The organism is Pradoshia sp. TA40_28 (genome assembly GCF_059694525.1).
This window is the reverse complement of the sequence record NZ_JCATZO010000002.1, coordinates 374195-389557: the sequence shown is the minus strand read 5'-3', so window position 1 is coordinate 389557 and position 15363 is coordinate 374195. Positions and strand designations below refer to the sequence as shown.

Here is a 15363-nt window from a genome sequence, read left to right as displayed (position 1 = left end):
TACTTAAATACTTATTTACATCAAATACGGGGGAAATGAAATGAATGAGACTTTTAAAGCTTTATCAGACCCCACACGCAGAAAAATTCTTGATTTATTAAAAGATGGTGATTTAACAGCTGGGGAAATACATGAGCATTTTGATATGTCTAAGCCAAGCATTTCTCAGCATTTAAAAATTTTAAAAGGCGCGGGTTTGGTTCACCATATTAAAAAGGGGCAATATGTGTATTATTCTTTAAATACAACTGTTTTGCAGGATCTGATCAGTTGGGTATATGGAATTACTCAGCCCCCAAAAGAAGAAAGATGATAAAGGGATAGGGGATGAATATGAAAAAACATTTGTTTCCAATAGTTTTAATTGCAATTTCAGTGATTAGTTGGCTGGTCAATTTCCCATCGTTACCTGAAGAGGTGCCGGTTCACTGGGGGACGGATGGCGTGGATGGCTATCAATCAAAAGGAGCGGCCTTTATCAGCCTGCATGCCATTATGATTTTTATATATGTTTTAATGGTGGTTATTCCAAAAATAGATCCGAAAAAGAGAAATTATCACTATTTCTCAAAAGGTTATATAATCATTAATTATGCTCTTATTTCATTATTTTTTGTCATAAATACAATTATACTGCTTATTTGTCTGGGAATTAATATTCCAATGGAACGTTTGGCAGGTCCGTTTGTTGGAGTATTATTTATGATTTTGGGCAATTATCTTCAGCAAGCAAGGACCAATTATTTCATTGGAATTCGTACACCATGGACACTTAGCAATGATGAAGTTTGGAGGAAAACGCATCGGTTAGGCGGTAAATTATTTATGGGCGGAGGTCTGCTCATTTTCCTGACGTACTTTATGCCAATGGAATGGGAGTTTTATGTAATCATGGGTGTGGTTGCTATTATCGTAATTGTACCAACAGCTTATTCTTACTTTGTATTTAAAGCTCTTACAAAAGAATCCTAAAACAAAAGGAAAACGCAGCGGTTCTTATCCGCTGCGTTTTTATCTATGCTTTTAAGGATAAAATCACTTCTTCATCCGGCGTAACATAATAGGTTGTTTGATTATCATAGGTGACAAAGCCTGGTTTTGAGCCGGCTGGTTTTTTGACATGTCGAATTAAAGTGGAGTCAACCGGTACTCGGCTCGATTGGCGGGCCTTGCTAAAATAGGCTGCCAGGATCGCTGCTTCTGTTATGGTTTGTTCGGGAGGATTTGCATCGCGGATAACGACATGGGAACCCGGGATATCCTTCGTATGAAACCAAAGTTGATTTTTAGCTGCTAAGCGATTGGTTAAATATTCATTTTGCTTATTATTTTTACCGACTAGTATTTCAATACCGTCACTGGATAGATAAGAATCTAGGACAGGTTTTAACTCTTTTTTCTTATTCTGCTTTTTGGTATATCTTTTTTTCACATACCCGCCTTCTTCAAGCTCTTCGCGTATTTCCTGCAAATCTCTCGGAGATGCTGTGTTCATTTGGTGAATAAGATTATCGAGATATAGAATTTCTTCATTTGTTTTTCCGATTTGTTCGATTACAAATGATTTAGCATTCTTGGCTTTTTGATACTTTGAAAAATACCACTGAGCATTTTCAGAAGGTGTTTTTCTGGGATCAAGATCTATGGTGATCGCAGGTTGATTTTCATCATAGTAATCAATGACTTCGGCACTGTTCATTCCTTTATTTAAAGCATATATATAGCCGGTTATCAGTTCACCGTATTTCTTGAATATGTCCGCTTTCTCCGAATCCTCGAGCGTCTCTTTTAATTTAATCAATTTCTTTTCATTTTTTTCTTTTTCGTTTGAAAGAATCCGTTCCAGATCATGCGCCTGTTGTTTGACACGATCCCGATCTGCTTTTTGATAATAAAAGCGATCCAGAAGTGAGCTTAGTGAAGGGAAGCTTTTTGTACTTCCTTTCAGATGTTCAAGAGGTATGAGGTAGAAAGCTTCCTTATTACCTGCTACCAATGTCGGTGTGTATTGATGTGACTTTAATTGTTCAATCGTTTTCGTAAAACTGGCTGGAACAGTTTCTCTATTGACTAAGCCGGCCCGGTAGGTTACTTCTTTTGCAAGTAAGGGGGACACACCAGCAAACTGAGTGACTAGTTGTTTATCAATCTTTCCGGCCATATAGTCAATATATTGAAGGCCTTTCTCACTATCATGAAGCGGATTGAACTTGTTCTGATTTGGCGGCAAAACATAGGGATGACCTGGCAATAGTGTCCTGTAGCTGTTTAAAGCTGGGGGTACATGCTTGATACAGTCGATAATCATGTTCCTGTCTTTATCTACAAGGATGATATTACTGTGCTTGCCCATAATTTCGATGATTAGTAATTTTTGAGTGATGTCGCCAATTTCATTGCGTCCTCTAATTTCGAATGTAATGATTCTTTCCAATTCAGGTTGTTCGATTCTTTCTATGAAATACCCTTCCAGATGTTTGCGAAGGAGCATACAAAACATAGGGGCTTCTGAAGGGTTATCCGTATTTTCTGCCGTTAGTTGAACGCGTGCGTAACTTGGATGTGCCGATAAAAGCAGTTTATGATTGGTTCTGCCTGCACGAACAACCAATATTAATTCGTTTTTATAAGGCTGATGAATTTTAGTTATTCGTCCACCAGTTAATGTTTGGGAGAGCTCTTCAGTCATAGCTCTTGTGAAAAATCCATCAAAGGACATAAGTGTGACACCTTCTTCTATTAAATAAGTAATTTTTTGAGTTATAAATTCCAGTCTAACAAGTATAGCATTTTTTAGGACAACTCTGAATAAACATGTACAAAAGAAAGTTATTCGGATTGTCAAGGAGGTTGTAATCATCACATGAAGCTGGTAGAAATGGACAAAGATAAGCTGCAATCCGCTTTTGGGGTACATACAAACAAAGGGTTAAGTCACCAGGAAGCAAAAAAGAGGATCAATCAATATGGAAAGAATGAATTGGCAGAGGGAGAAAAGCAATCCGCTTTAATACTGTTTTTTCAACAGTTTAAAGATTTTATGGTGCTGATCTTACTTGCGGCCACCCTTGTTTCAGGGTTGTTAGGGGAGTATGTTGATGCGATTGCCATTATCATGATTGTCTTGATAAATGGTCTGTTGGGTTTCTTTCAGGAAAGGAAAGCAGAAAAGTCGATGCAAGCTTTAAAGGAAATGGCTGCACCGCAAATGATTATTCTGCGGGATGGTTTATGGTCAAAAATCCCTGCTAAAGACTGCGTGCCGGGGGATATTGTTAAGTTTTCCAGCGGAGACCGGATTGGTGCAGATATGAGAATTATCCATCAGTATAATCTAGAAATAGAAGAGTCTGCGTTAACTGGCGAATCTCTTCCTGTTGTTAAAACGGCAGATCCGAGGAGTGGTGAGCAAGAAGGAATCGGTGATCAGGTTAATATGGCCTTTATGGGAACGATGGTCACACGAGGATCAGGTGAGGGAATTGTTGTTGCAACAGGTATGAAGACTGCAATGGGTCAAATTGCAGATTTATTGCAAAAAGCCAATACTCAACAAACTCCATTACAGCTTCGTTTGGAACAATTGGGGAAAATCCTCATTATTGCTGCTTTGCTTCTGACTGTATTGGTTGTCGGCATCGGGGTTTTACAAGGCAATAATCTATATACGATGGTTCTTGCCGGAGTTTCTTTGGCTGTTGCTGCCATTCCGGAAGGGTTGCCCGCGATTGTTACGGTTGCTTTATCCCTTGGAGTCCAGAGGATGATTCGTCAAAAGGCCATTGTTCGTAAATTGCCGGCTGTGGAAACATTAGGGTGTGCATCTGTTATTTGTTCAGATAAAACAGGGACAATGACGGAGAATAAGATGATGGTGACCAAGGTATGGTGTTCTGGGCAGCAGTGGTCAGTATCCGGTAAAGGGTTTGATCCAACAGGTGATTTTGAAAGTTTGAGCGGTCATAAGGATGATACGGAGCTAAAGCAATTGCTCACCTACGGAATCCTATGTAACAATGCTGAGCTTAAATTAAAAAAGAAAAAGTATTATATAGATGGAGATCCCACGGAAGGTGCCATGTTGGTTGCGGCTATGAAAAAGGGGATCGACCGTCAACATTTATTCGAAAAATACACAATTTTAAAGGAATTCCCTTTTGAGTCGGAACGTAAATTAATGAGTGTACTTGTAAAAGATAACAACGGAAGGCAGTTTGTTATAACAAAGGGTGCCCCGGATGTTCTACTTGGAAAATGTACATCCGTTATGAGCAATGGCAGAGTGCAACATATGGATCAGCCCATCCTTGATTCCATTGTAAATACAACTGACCAACTGGCTGAGCAGGCACTGCGAACAATCGCGGTTGCTTATAAAAGTGTACCGGCCAATACAGCTATATTGGATCAAAGAGATGCGGAAAATGAATTGATATTCCTTGGTTTGGAAGGAATGATGGACCCTCCTCGACCTGAAGTGAGGAATGCGGTGATAGAGTGCAGGGAAGCTGGCATAAAAACGGTTATGATAACGGGTGATCATATGGTTACCGCAAAGGCAATCGGGAAGCAGTTAGAGGTTTTCCGAGAGGGAGATCGGGTGCTGACTGGAAAAGAGCTGGACAGAATGTCTGTTGAAGAATTAGAAAATATTGTGGATGAGACAACCGTTTTTGCCCGTGTATCCCCAGAACATAAATTGAAAATTGTCAGCGCTTTTCAGAGAGTAGGCCATATCGTTGCCATGACTGGGGATGGTGTGAATGATGCTCCGGCAATAAAGGCAGCGGATATTGGAATAGCGATGGGAATCTCAGGTACGGACGTGGCTAAAGAAACATCCTCTTTAATTTTATTGGACGATAATTTTGCCACCATAAAGTCAGCCATTAAAGAAGGCAGAAATATTTATGAAAACATTCGTAAATTCATACGATATTTATTAGCTTCAAATGTTGGGGAAATTTTGGTCATGCTGTTTGCCATGATTATCGGACTGCCATTACCTTTATTGCCCATTCAAATTCTTTGGGTAAACTTGGTCACTGATGGATTACCGGCTATGGCGCTTGGTTTGGACCAGCCTGAAGAGGATGTAATGAAGCGTGGACCTCGTCATCCAAAAGAGGGAGTATTTGCAAGGGGCTTAGGGTGGAAAATCATCTCAAGGGGATTCTTGATTGGAATTGCCACCTTGCTCGCGTTTATTACTGTCTATAAGTCGAATCCTGAAAACCTGGAATATGCGCAAACAGTAGCTTTCGTGACCTTGGTGCTCGCACAATTAATCCATGTATTTGATTGTAGAAGTGAAAAATCAATTTTTTCAAGGAACCCATTTGGAAATAAGTACCTTGTCGGGGCTGTTCTATCATCCTTGCTTCTCATGGTTATTGCTCTGTATTACCCGCCTTTACAGTCTGTTTTCCATACGGTGCCTATAGCTCCGCATGACTGGCTATTAATTATCGGTATGGCTTCCATTCCAACTTTTTTATTGGCAGGTACATTTTATGTAAGTAAATCCAAATAAATTGTGATATAATTTTTAAGGTAGTAGAGTGAGCTCTATTACCTTTTTATTTTTATATTAGAGTGTATAATGTTACTGATTGGAGCTGGGGCCGGATGATTTTAAGCATGACAGGGTATGGAAGAGCAAAAACAGAAAACGATGCATTGTCCATAACTATTGAGATGAAAAGTGTAAATCATCGTTTTTTCGAATGCAGTATCCGATCACCTCGACAACTGCTCATGTATGAAGACAGAATAAAAAAGATTATTCAGCAAAAGTTGAATAGAGGTAGAATTGAAGTCTTTATCAGCCTGCACGGGGATGGAAACTTTAAGAGAACAATGACACCTAATTGGGATTTAATTGATCAATTTATGAAAATAACTACTGAATTCAATGATAAATACAGTGCATATACAGAACCTGAGATGACAGATTTGCTACATCTTGAACACATTATTCATATCGATGAGAAGGAAGAAGTTAATGCTGATCTCGAAAATATGCTGATGGGTACGGTTGAAGAAGCTGCTTCCCGGTTATTTCATATGAGGGAAACAGAAGGTTCCTTTTTGAAAAGTGATTTAACGGTGCATGTCCTCATGCTTGAAGCAGAAGTTGAAGCTGTCAAGGAACGGGCACCGGAAGTTGTAAAACTGTATAGGAGCCGACTCAAACAAAAACTAGATGAAGCAGTTGGTGATACCTTTGATCAAAACAGACTCTTAACGGAAATAGCCTTATTTACAGATAAAGCTGATATCCATGAAGAGATTTCAAGATTAAAGAGCCATATTGCACAATTTTTAGAATCATTAGAGGCTAGTGGCCCGATTGGAAGAAAGCTTGATTTCCTCATCCAAGAGATGAATCGGGAAACAAATACAATCGGATCTAAAGCTAATGATGCAATAATTGCAAGAAAAGTCGTCGAAATGAAAACAATCCTTGAGAAAATGAAGGAACAGGTTCAAAATGTAGAATAATGCAGTTTATGACAGTACATACAAGCATACACTAGGTAAGAGGGATGGAGGCTGCTTCAATGTCCATAAAGTTGATTAATATTGGATTTGGGAATATTGTTTCTGCTAACCGTATTGTTACCATTGTTAGTCCTGAATCGGCGCCTATTAAAAGGATTATTCAGGATGCCCGTGACAAGGGTTCGCTCATAGATGCTACATATGGAAGAAGGACGCGCGCTGTTATCATAACGGATAGTGATCATGTCGTCCTGTCTGCGGTACAACCGGAGACAGTTGCTGCGAGGTTACATGACCGTGATGAGAGCGTGTTGGAAGGATAGGTGAAAGTTTTGGAAGAAAAAGGATTATTAATAGTTTTATCAGGCCCATCTGGCGTGGGAAAAGGAACTGTCAGAAAGGCGATTTTTTCTCAGCCGGATGTTGATTTTCAATATTCGATTTCAGCAACTTCTAGGAAACCTCGTGAGGGAGAAGTTGATGGAGTGGATTATTTCTTTAAATCCAAAGAACAATTTGAAGAAATGATTGCCAATGATGAACTTTTGGAGCATGCAGAATACGTAGGAAATTACTATGGTACACCGATTGAATATGTCCGCAAAACGTTGGATGAAGGTAAGGATGTATTTCTTGAAATAGAAGTACAGGGAGCACGTCAGGTTCGTGAAAAGTTTCCTGACGGATTATTTATTTTCCTTGCACCACCAAGCCTAAAGGAACTCGAAAATCGTATCGTGACAAGAGGTACGGAAACAGATGAGTTGATTCGTAACAGGATGAAAGCGGCACGTGAAGAAATTGAAATGATGAATCTCTACGATTATGTAGTTGAAAATGATCGCGTGGAACATGCATGCGAGCGTATCAATTCAATCGTAGTGGCTGAACACCTTCGTCGTGAACGAGTGGAAAAAAGATATAAAAAATTGTTGGAGGATGATAAATAATATGTTGTATCCATCTATTGACGCATTATTAACTAAAATCGATTCTAAATATTCTTTGGTTTCCGTTGCTGCTAAACGCGCACGTTATATGCAGGAATCCGGTGAAAGTACAAGAATTGCAAAGCCAGTATCTCATAAACATGTTGGAAAAGCGCTTGAGGAAATCCATTCTGGTGATTTAACGTATCGTGTGGATACTGAAGGTCGTATTGACTACTAACAGAGACAGTGCTGAAAAAAACAACCTTAGAGATTATAATAAGGTTGTTTTTTTATTGGCTGATGATATGTTTTCGAATTATAGTAAAACATATTAGTGCAAATTTAATTGTTAATATATGATATAAAAGATGTATATACAGGAATTCTTAAGAATACGAGTTATGGAGTGATTTGATGCTTGATAATAAGAAGGTACTTGTTTGTGTAACAGGTGGAATCGCTGTATACAAATCGGCCGCATTAACAAGTAAACTTGTTCAGGCTGGTGCGCAAGTTAAAGTTTTAATGAGTGAATCAGCAACTAAATTTGTGGCGCCGCTAACCTTTCAGGCTTTATCCAAAAACGATGTTTATATAGATACGTTCGACGAGAAAATCCCTGGTAAAATCGCACATATCGAGCTCGCTGATTGGGCGGATGCCATTTTAGTTGCGCCTGCCACAGCGAATATCATAGGAAAGTTGGCCAATGGGCTGGCTGATGATATTATTTCTACCACTTTACTGGCAACTACGGCGCCTGTTTTTATTGCTCCAGCGATGAATGTCCATATGTATCAACATAAAGCGGTGCAGCGAAACATGGCACGTCTTCATGAAGATGGCTATTTATTTATGGAACCATCTGAAGGCTATTTAGCTTGCGGGTATGTTGGTAAGGGCAGGCTGGAAGAACCGGAAACAATCGTTGCCAATTTGCAGAACTATTTTGCTGATAACAACAAACCTTTAGGCGGAAAAAAAGTTTTGATTACAGCAGGTCCAACGCGAGAACGCATAGACCCTGTCCGTTATATCTCTAATTTTTCAACCGGAAAAATGGGATATGCTCTGGCAGAGACAGCAAGCAGGTTGGGGGCAGACGTTACCTTGGTATCAGGTCCAGTATCGCTTAAACGTCCAAGAGGCGTTAAAGTGATTGATGTTGAAAGTGCTTCTGAAATGTATGAAGCAGTTATGGACATTATGGACCATCAGCATATTATTATTGGTACAGCGGCTGTAGCTGACTATAAACCAGCTGTTTATGAAAACCAGAAGGTCAAGAAACAAGAAGGAGACAGTACGCTCGAACTGACTCGTACAAAGGATATTCTCGCAGAAGTCGGTAAACGAAAAACGAATCAAATTTTAATCGGCTTTGCAGCTGAGACGAATCATGTGGATGAATATGCAAAGAAAAAGCTAGTTAAGAAAAATGCGGATATGATCGTAGCTAATAATGTGACTGAGGAAGGTGCCGGATTTGGAACCGACACCAATATTGTCACCTTATATAAAAAGGATGGCAGTTTTAGAGAACTTCCTTTATTAAGTAAAGCAGAAGTGGCTGCAGAAATATTCAAAGAGATCGAATCCATACAAATAAAAGAGGCGCCTTTATTATGATTGCAGAAGTGATCGTGGATGTACCGGCCCAGCAAACGGACCGTCCATTCGATTATAAAATACCAGCAAAATGGACAGGCATTATCAGGGAAGGTATGCGAGTGACCGTCCCTTTTGGTCCAAGAAAATTACTAGGCTTTGTAGTTAGACTGAAAGATTCTACAGAAGTTAAAGGGTTAAAATCAATCAGCAGTTTATTGGATATTGAGCCTGCTATAAATAATGAATTACTAGATTTAGGGCATTGGCTGGCAGATGAGACGATGTGCTTTAAAATTTCGGCTTTCCAGGCAATGCTGCCGGCCGCATTAAAAGCAAAATATGAAAAACAAATTCGACTTGCTCCCGGAAAACAAATAGTTGACCTTCCGAAACAAATTCAGCATTTGTTTAGTAAAGCGGAGGCGATTAGCTGGATAAAAGTGCAAAATGATGATTTGTTATCCCCTATAAAGGAAGAGATTGATAAGGGCAATCTGGAAATCTCTGTTCAGGTTTCTAATAAGACAAGCATAAAGAAGCAAAAATATATTGCTTCTTTGTTAACAAAGGAAGAATTGCTGGAGCAATTGGCTCATTTAAATACGAATGCCAAGAATCAAAAAAAATTATTATCCTATTTGATTGAGCATCCAGAGGAGCAAATGCTCTCAAAAGTATTAGAAGAAACGGGCATAAACGGTACAGCAGCCATTAGACCGCTCATTTCAAAGGGCATGGTAAAGATTATTGAAAAAGAAGAATATCGCAGTCCTTTTGCCGAAGGGCAATTTACACGAGATCAAAGCCTGAAGCTAACCACTATTCAACAGGCAGCGATGGATCCAATCACCTTGGCCATAAATGAAAATCGAAATGAAAATTTCCTGTTGTATGGGGTAACGGGAAGCGGTAAAACTGAAATATATCTTCAATCAATCAAGCAAATTGTAGATAGAGGAAAGGAAGCCATTGTTCTCGTACCGGAAATCTCTTTAACACCGATGATGGTAACCAGATTTAAAAGGCGATTTGGAGATTTGGTGGCTGTGTTACATAGTGGGCTTTCACATGGTGAAAAATATGATGAATGGCGTAAAATCCAACGCGGAGAAGTTAAAGTCGTGGTTGGTGCCCGTTCAGCTGTCTTTGCTCCATTCACGAATTTAGGTCTGATTATTATTGATGAGGAGCATGAAGGCAGTTATAAGCAAGAGGAAACACCGCGTTACCATGCACGTGATGTAGCACTAAAACGGGCGGCTTATCACAATTGTCCGGTTGTGCTCGGTAGTGCCACTCCTTCACTTGAGAGTTTTGCAAGAGCAAAAAAAGGCGTATACACACTTTTAACATTAAAAAGTAGAGTAAACCAGCAGGCTATGCCAACTGTTTCAGTTGTTGATATGAGGGATGAAATGAGAGGGGGAAACCGCTCGATGTTCTCCCATTTATTATTTGAAAAGCTGAAGGACCGTGTAGATAAAGGGGAGCAAACCGTTCTGTTATTAAATAAACGAGGCCATTCCTCCTTTGTCATGTGCAGAAATTGTGGGTTGGTTGTAACATGTCCAAATTGTGATATATCAATGACCTATCACCGTGCCCAATCACTAATGAAATGCCATTATTGCGGCCTTGAAGAACGAGTGCCGGAAGTATGTCCCGACTGTGGCAGTGATCATATTCGTTATTTTGGTACTGGGACTCAAAAAGTAGAAGAAGAGTTGGGGAAATTGCTGCCTCACGCCAGGGTTATCAGAATGGATGTAGATACAACACGGCGTAAAGGGGCGCATGAAGCATTACTGAAAAAGTTCGAAGAAGGACAGGCTGATATTCTTCTCGGAACACAGATGATTGCCAAAGGGCTCGATTTTCCAAAAGTAACTTTGGTTGGTGTTCTTACTGCAGACACGATGCTTCACTTACCTGACTTCCGATCGTCAGAGCGAACCTTTCAGCTTTTAACACAGGTCAGCGGACGTGCTGGAAGACATGAATTACCAGGTGAAGTCGTTATCCAAACCTATACGCCTGAACATTACAGTATCCAACTGGCAGCAGAGCAAGATTATGATGGTTTTTTCATGAGAGAGATGTTTTTAAGGAAACAAAGTGATTATCCACCCTATTTTTATATTGCTCTCTTAACTGTTTCACATGAGGATGTTTTAAAAACAATTGAGGCTGCAGAAAAAATAACAGCCTTTATTAAGCGGCAGGTAGGCCCGGAAACGGTTGTGTTTGGCCCATCGGCTTCTCCGATGTCCAGAATCAATAATAGATATAGGTATCAATGTTTGATAAAATACAAGCGGGAACCTAATTTAACCACGATTTTAAAAAAATTGAATGAAACATATGGACGTAATGCTACTCAATCTGGTTTACAATTATCGATTGATGTCAATCCGTTCATTATGATGTAAATAGAAAGGCGGAAACAAATAAGTGGCAGTACTACCTATTGTAAAACACCCAGATCAAATTCTTGAAACTCCCTGTAAAAAGGTTGAAGTGTTTGATCGTAAATTAGCCAAGTTACTTGATGATATGTATGACACAATGATTAACGCAGATGGTGTGGGATTGGCTGCTCCGCAAATTGGCCAAAATATACGAGTGGCGATTGTTGATATAGATGATGAGTCAGGTACATTTGAACTGATTAATCCAATTATCCTTTCTTCGAGAGGTACAGATCGAGATGTTGAGGGTTGTTTGAGCTTCCCTAATCTGTATGGAGAGGTTGATCGCCCTTCATATGTTAAAATACAAGCACAGGACCGTAATGGAAGAACCTATATTTTAGAAGCTGAAGAATATTTGGCAAGAGCGATTCAGCATGAGATGGATCACTTGGAAGGGATCTTATTTACTTCAAAAGTTGTCCGTTATATTAGTGAAGAAGAGTTAGAAGGGTATGAAGTTGAATGACTAAGATAGTATTTATGGGAACACCGGATTTTTCTGTCGGTGTTTTGGAACGATTAATAAAGGATGGGTATGAGATTGTAGGTGTGGTGACGCAGCCTGACCGCCCGGTTGGACGCAAGCGCATTTTAACACCGCCTCCTGTAAAGGTGACAGCAGAAAGGTATGGGATACCTGTTCTGCAGCCGGAAAAAATTAGAGTGGATTCAGAAGTAGACAAGGTACTTGCCTTAAACCCTGATTTAATTGTTACGGCAGCATTTGGGCAAATTTTGCCGAACCGTTTATTGGAGGCACCAAAGTTTGGCTGTATAAATGTACACGCCTCCTTACTGCCTGAATTACGAGGTGGTGCACCTATTCACTATGCGATTATGCAAGGAAAAGAGAAAACTGGTGTTACCATTATGTATATGGTAGAGAAGTTGGATGCTGGTGATATGCTGGCAAAGGTGGAAGTTGCGATTGAAGAGACGGACCACACTGGCAGTTTACATGATAAATTAAGCGAAGCTGGAGCTGAATTAGTTTCAGAAACCATTCCGAAATTATTGAATGGAGAAATTACTCCAATCAAACAAAATGAAGAAGAAGCAACTTTCGCTTACAATATTAAAAGAGAACAGGAATTAATCGATTGGACAAGGACCGGCGAGGAGATTTATAATCATATCCGCGGAATGCATCCGTGGCCGGTAGCTTACACTGTATTAAATGGAACGGTATTAAAAGTATGGTGGGGCGAAAAGGTGGAGAGCGATAAGCAAGGAAATGCCGGTGATGTACTTGAGATTGTAAAAGATGGATTTGTTGTGCAAACGGGCAACGATACCGCAATCAAAATTACTGATTTGCAATTGGCCGGCAAGAAAAGAATGACTGCCGAGCAGATGCTTCGAGGTACTACGGTCATATCAACAGGAATGAAATTGGGAGATTAAAGAATGCCACAAAAAAAGAATGTTAGAGAAATAGCGCTTGATATCCTGGTTTCTGTCGAAAAAAGCCAGGCATACAGCAATCTGTCATTGAACCATGCCATCAAAGAAAATAACCTTTCTCCACAGGATGTAGGGTTATTGACCGAGCTGACATATGGGACTATTCAACGGAAAATGACACTGGAATACTATGTGAGACCTTTTGTTAAAAATCCTAAGAAGCTAGAACCTTGGGTGTTATCGCTTATTGAAATGACCGTTTTTCAAATGCATTTTCTGGACCGAGTACCTGATCGGGCTGCGATTCATGAAGCAGTGGAAATTGCTAAAAAACGCGGACATCGTGGAATTGCCTCTTTGGTTAATGGTGTACTTCGATCTATTCAGCGTGAAGGAGTTCCATCAGTGGATAGCTTAACGGATCCTCTTGAAAAAATCGCGATCTCAACAAGTCATCCATTATGGCTTGTAAGAAAGTGGGCAGATGAATTCGGCGTTGAGCAAACAGAGAAAATGTGTGAAGAAAACCTGCATGCTCCTGTGCAAACTGGCAGAGTAAATGTTACGAAAATCAGCAGAGAAGAATTGATGGAAAAGCTGAAAAGTGAAGGGTATATGGTTGAACCGAGTCTCTTGATAGAAGAAGGGATCCGTTGCCTTAAAGGAAATATGGCTATGTCCGAGAGCTTTAAGGAAGGACTATTTAGCATACAGGATGAGAGTTCTATGCTCGTGGCCTATGCTTTAGCTCCGAAAGAAAACGAAATCATTTTGGATAGCTGTGCAGCACCAGGCGGTAAAACGATGCATATCGCTGAAAAAATGAATAAGACCGGCCAAATATACGCACTTGATCTTCATGCACATAAAACAAAACTAATTGATACGCAGGCAAAACGACTTGGTTTAACGAATATTGAAACTAAGCAAATGGATGCAAGGAAGACACCTGAATTTTTTGATACGGATATGTTTGATAAAATCCTTGTGGATGCTCCTTGTTCTGGTTTGGGCGTGTTAAAACGAAAACCGGATGCCAAGTATACCAAAAGTGAGCAAGATTTGAACTCGCTTGCGAAAATTCAATTCGATATTTTACATCAAGTATCCCAATTGGTAAAAAAAGGCGGTACAATCGTTTATAGTACATGTACTGTTGGCCATGATGAAAATAATGCGGTTATTGATGCATTTCTTCAAGCGCATCCTGAGTTTGAGAAGGATCTTACACTTAAAGACAGAATGCCTGAAAAGGTGAGACCTTATATTATAGATAATAGTTTACAAGTACTACCTCAATATTTTGGAAGCGATGGATTTTTTATTGCTTCAATTCGAAAGAAGGCGTAAGGAATGAAACAAACGACAACTAAGGAAGTAAAGAAGCAGGATAGCCCCCCATCTATTTATTCCTTGCAATTAGATCAGCTGAAAGAATGGCTTGTGGAAAATGGAGAAAAAGCATTCCGTGCAACACAGATTTTTGAATGGTTATATGAAAAAAGAGTTTCCTCTTTTGAAGACATGACTAACCTCTCGAAAGAGTTACGTACAAAATTAGCAGAGGCATATACATTAACGACATTAAATACACTGGTTCAGCAAACATCAAAAGATGGTACGATTAAATTCTTGTTTGAATTACAGGATGGTTATTCCATCGAGACTGTGTTAATGCGTCATGATTATGGAAACTCAGTTTGTGTGACTACACAGGTTGGCTGCCGTATCGGCTGTACATTCTGTGCTTCTACCCTTGGCGGATTGAAGCGAAATCTAGAAGCCGGAGAAATTGTTGCTCAAGTTGTAAAGGTTCAACAGGCTCTTGATGAAACAAATGAACGAGTTAGTTCAGTTGTTATTATGGGTATCGGAGAACCATTCGATAACTATGACAATATGATGTCATTCCTGCGAATCATCAACCATGATAAAGGGTTAAATATCGGAGCACGTCACATAACGGTTTCGACAAGTGGAATTATCCCTAAAATTTATAAATTTGCAGATGAGAAATTACAAATCAACTTTGCCATTTCATTGCATGCTCCAAACACTGAGCTTCGCAGTAAGCTTATGCCTATTAACAGAGCATACAAACTTCCTCAATTAATGGAAGCCGTTAAGTATTATGTGGATAAAACAGGCAGAAGGATTACATTTGAATATGGACTTTTCGGTGGTGAAAATGACCAGGTTGAGCATGCGCTCGAGCTTGCGGCTTTAATAAAAGATATTAAATGTCATGTCAATTTAATACCAGTTAACTATGTCCCTGAACGGGAATATGTAAGAACACCGAGAGAACAAATTGATCTTTTTGAAAAAACATTGAAAGATCAAGGGATAAATGTCACAACCAGAAGAGAGCAAGGTCATGATATTGATGCTGCTTGCGGACAACTGAGAGCAAAAGAAAGGAAAGAAGAGACGAGGTGAAG

14 protein-coding genes are annotated in these 15363 nt (G+C 39.7%); 13 read left to right on the top strand and 1 reads right to left on the bottom strand.

The features are described from left to right. Positions 1-40 precede the first annotated feature (40 nt). Both AC58NB_RS03920 and AC58NB_RS03915 read left to right on the top strand, forming a co-directional pair. The gene (locus tag AC58NB_RS03920; protein ID WP_497425505.1) at positions 41-313 is read left to right on the top strand and encodes an autorepressor SdpR family transcription factor; all 273 of its coding nucleotides are present in this window, start codon (positions 41-43) and stop codon (positions 311-313) included. A gap of 20 nt (positions 314-333) precedes the next feature. Continuing rightward, positions 334-972, top strand: coding sequence for an SdpI family protein (locus tag AC58NB_RS03915; protein WP_497425504.1), 639 nt, complete (start codon positions 334-336; stop codon positions 970-972). Between the two features lie 43 nt (positions 973-1015). Here the strand turns inward: AC58NB_RS03915 and AC58NB_RS03910 are convergent, their stop codons facing one another. Then, positions 1016-2719 (bottom strand): Rqc2 family fibronectin-binding protein, encoded by a 1704-nt coding sequence (locus AC58NB_RS03910; RefSeq protein WP_497425503.1) that lies wholly within the window; start codon positions 2717-2719, stop codon positions 1016-1018. A gap of 144 nt (positions 2720-2863) precedes the next feature. Here AC58NB_RS03910 and AC58NB_RS03905 point away from each other — a divergent pair, with 144 nt between their 5' ends. From AC58NB_RS03905 to rlmN, 11 genes are all read left to right on the top strand, one after another. Next, a complete protein-coding gene (locus AC58NB_RS03905; RefSeq protein ID WP_497425502.1) occupies positions 2864-5533 on the top strand; it encodes a calcium-translocating P-type ATPase, SERCA-type in 2670 nt (889 codons plus the stop codon). Between the two features lie 62 nt (positions 5534-5595). Continuing rightward, positions 5596-6504: a YicC/YloC family endoribonuclease gene (locus AC58NB_RS03900; RefSeq protein ID WP_497425501.1), complete on the top strand. Its 909-nt coding sequence runs from the start codon at positions 5596-5598 to the stop codon at positions 6502-6504. 59 nt (positions 6505-6563) lie between these two features. Continuing rightward, the gene (gene remA / locus AC58NB_RS03895; protein ID WP_066100607.1) at positions 6564-6827 is read left to right on the top strand and encodes an extracellular matrix/biofilm regulator RemA; all 264 of its coding nucleotides are present in this window, start codon (positions 6564-6566) and stop codon (positions 6825-6827) included. A 9-nt stretch (positions 6828-6836) separates the two neighbouring features. Beyond that, positions 6837-7454, top strand: coding sequence for a guanylate kinase (gene gmk, locus AC58NB_RS03890; protein ID WP_497425551.1), 618 nt, complete (start codon positions 6837-6839; stop codon positions 7452-7454). Position 7455: 1 nt separating this feature from the next. Next, positions 7456-7674 carry a DNA-directed RNA polymerase subunit omega gene (rpoZ, locus tag AC58NB_RS03885; protein WP_497425500.1) on the top strand — a complete coding sequence of 73 codons (219 nt, stop codon included), beginning with the start codon at positions 7456-7458 and terminating at the stop codon, positions 7672-7674. Between the two features lie 176 nt (positions 7675-7850). Further along, complete coding sequence (gene coaBC / locus AC58NB_RS03880) at positions 7851-9065, top strand: bifunctional phosphopantothenoylcysteine decarboxylase/phosphopantothenate--cysteine ligase CoaBC (protein ID WP_497425499.1); 1215 nt, start codon at positions 7851-7853, stop codon at positions 9063-9065. Continuing rightward, positions 9059-11476, top strand: coding sequence for a primosomal protein N' (gene priA / locus AC58NB_RS03875; RefSeq protein WP_497425550.1), 2418 nt, complete (start codon positions 9059-9061; stop codon positions 11474-11476). The genes coaBC and priA overlap by 7 nt, the downstream gene beginning before the upstream one ends. Before the next feature lie 22 nt (positions 11477-11498). Beyond that, positions 11499-11984 (top strand): peptide deformylase, encoded by a 486-nt coding sequence (gene def / locus AC58NB_RS03870; protein WP_497425498.1) that lies wholly within the window; start codon positions 11499-11501, stop codon positions 11982-11984. After that, the gene (fmt, locus tag AC58NB_RS03865) at positions 11981-12922 is read left to right on the top strand and encodes a methionyl-tRNA formyltransferase (protein WP_497425497.1); all 942 of its coding nucleotides are present in this window, start codon (positions 11981-11983) and stop codon (positions 12920-12922) included. Before def ends, fmt begins: the two co-directional genes overlap by 4 nt. A 3-nt stretch (positions 12923-12925) precedes the next feature. After that, positions 12926-14272, top strand: coding sequence for a 16S rRNA (cytosine(967)-C(5))-methyltransferase RsmB (rsmB, locus tag AC58NB_RS03860; protein ID WP_497425496.1), 1347 nt, complete (start codon positions 12926-12928; stop codon positions 14270-14272). A gap of 3 nt (positions 14273-14275) precedes the next feature. Continuing rightward, positions 14276-15361 (top strand): dual-specificity RNA methyltransferase RlmN, encoded by a 1086-nt coding sequence (gene rlmN / locus AC58NB_RS03855; protein WP_497425495.1) that lies wholly within the window; start codon positions 14276-14278, stop codon positions 15359-15361. The last annotated feature ends 2 nt before the right edge of the window (positions 15362-15363 follow it).

What these genes read in the sequence shown, in the direction of transcription:
- AC58NB_RS03920 (WP_497425505.1), top strand. Translation starts at nt 41, where the DNA reads ATGAATGAGACTTTTAAAGCTTTATCAGACCCCACACGCAGAAAAATT.
- AC58NB_RS03915 (WP_497425504.1), top strand. Translation starts at nt 334, where the DNA reads ATGAAAAAACATTTGTTTCCAATAGTTTTAATTGCAATTTCAGTGATT.
- AC58NB_RS03910 (WP_497425503.1), bottom strand. Translation starts at nt 2,719, where the DNA reads ATGTCCTTTGATGGATTTTTCACAAGAGCTATGACTGAAGAGCTCTCC.
- AC58NB_RS03905 (WP_497425502.1), top strand. Translation starts at nt 2,864, where the DNA reads ATGAAGCTGGTAGAAATGGACAAAGATAAGCTGCAATCCGCTTTTGGG.
- remA (WP_066100607.1), top strand. Translation starts at nt 6,564, where the DNA reads ATGTCCATAAAGTTGATTAATATTGGATTTGGGAATATTGTTTCTGCT.
- rpoZ (WP_497425500.1), top strand. Translation starts at nt 7,456, where the DNA reads ATGTTGTATCCATCTATTGACGCATTATTAACTAAAATCGATTCTAAA.
- coaBC (WP_497425499.1), top strand. Translation starts at nt 7,851, where the DNA reads ATGCTTGATAATAAGAAGGTACTTGTTTGTGTAACAGGTGGAATCGCT.
- fmt (WP_497425497.1), top strand. Translation starts at nt 11,981, where the DNA reads ATGACTAAGATAGTATTTATGGGAACACCGGATTTTTCTGTCGGTGTT.
- rsmB (WP_497425496.1), top strand. Translation starts at nt 12,926, where the DNA reads ATGCCACAAAAAAAGAATGTTAGAGAAATAGCGCTTGATATCCTGGTT.
- rlmN (WP_497425495.1), top strand. Translation starts at nt 14,276, where the DNA reads ATGAAACAAACGACAACTAAGGAAGTAAAGAAGCAGGATAGCCCCCCA.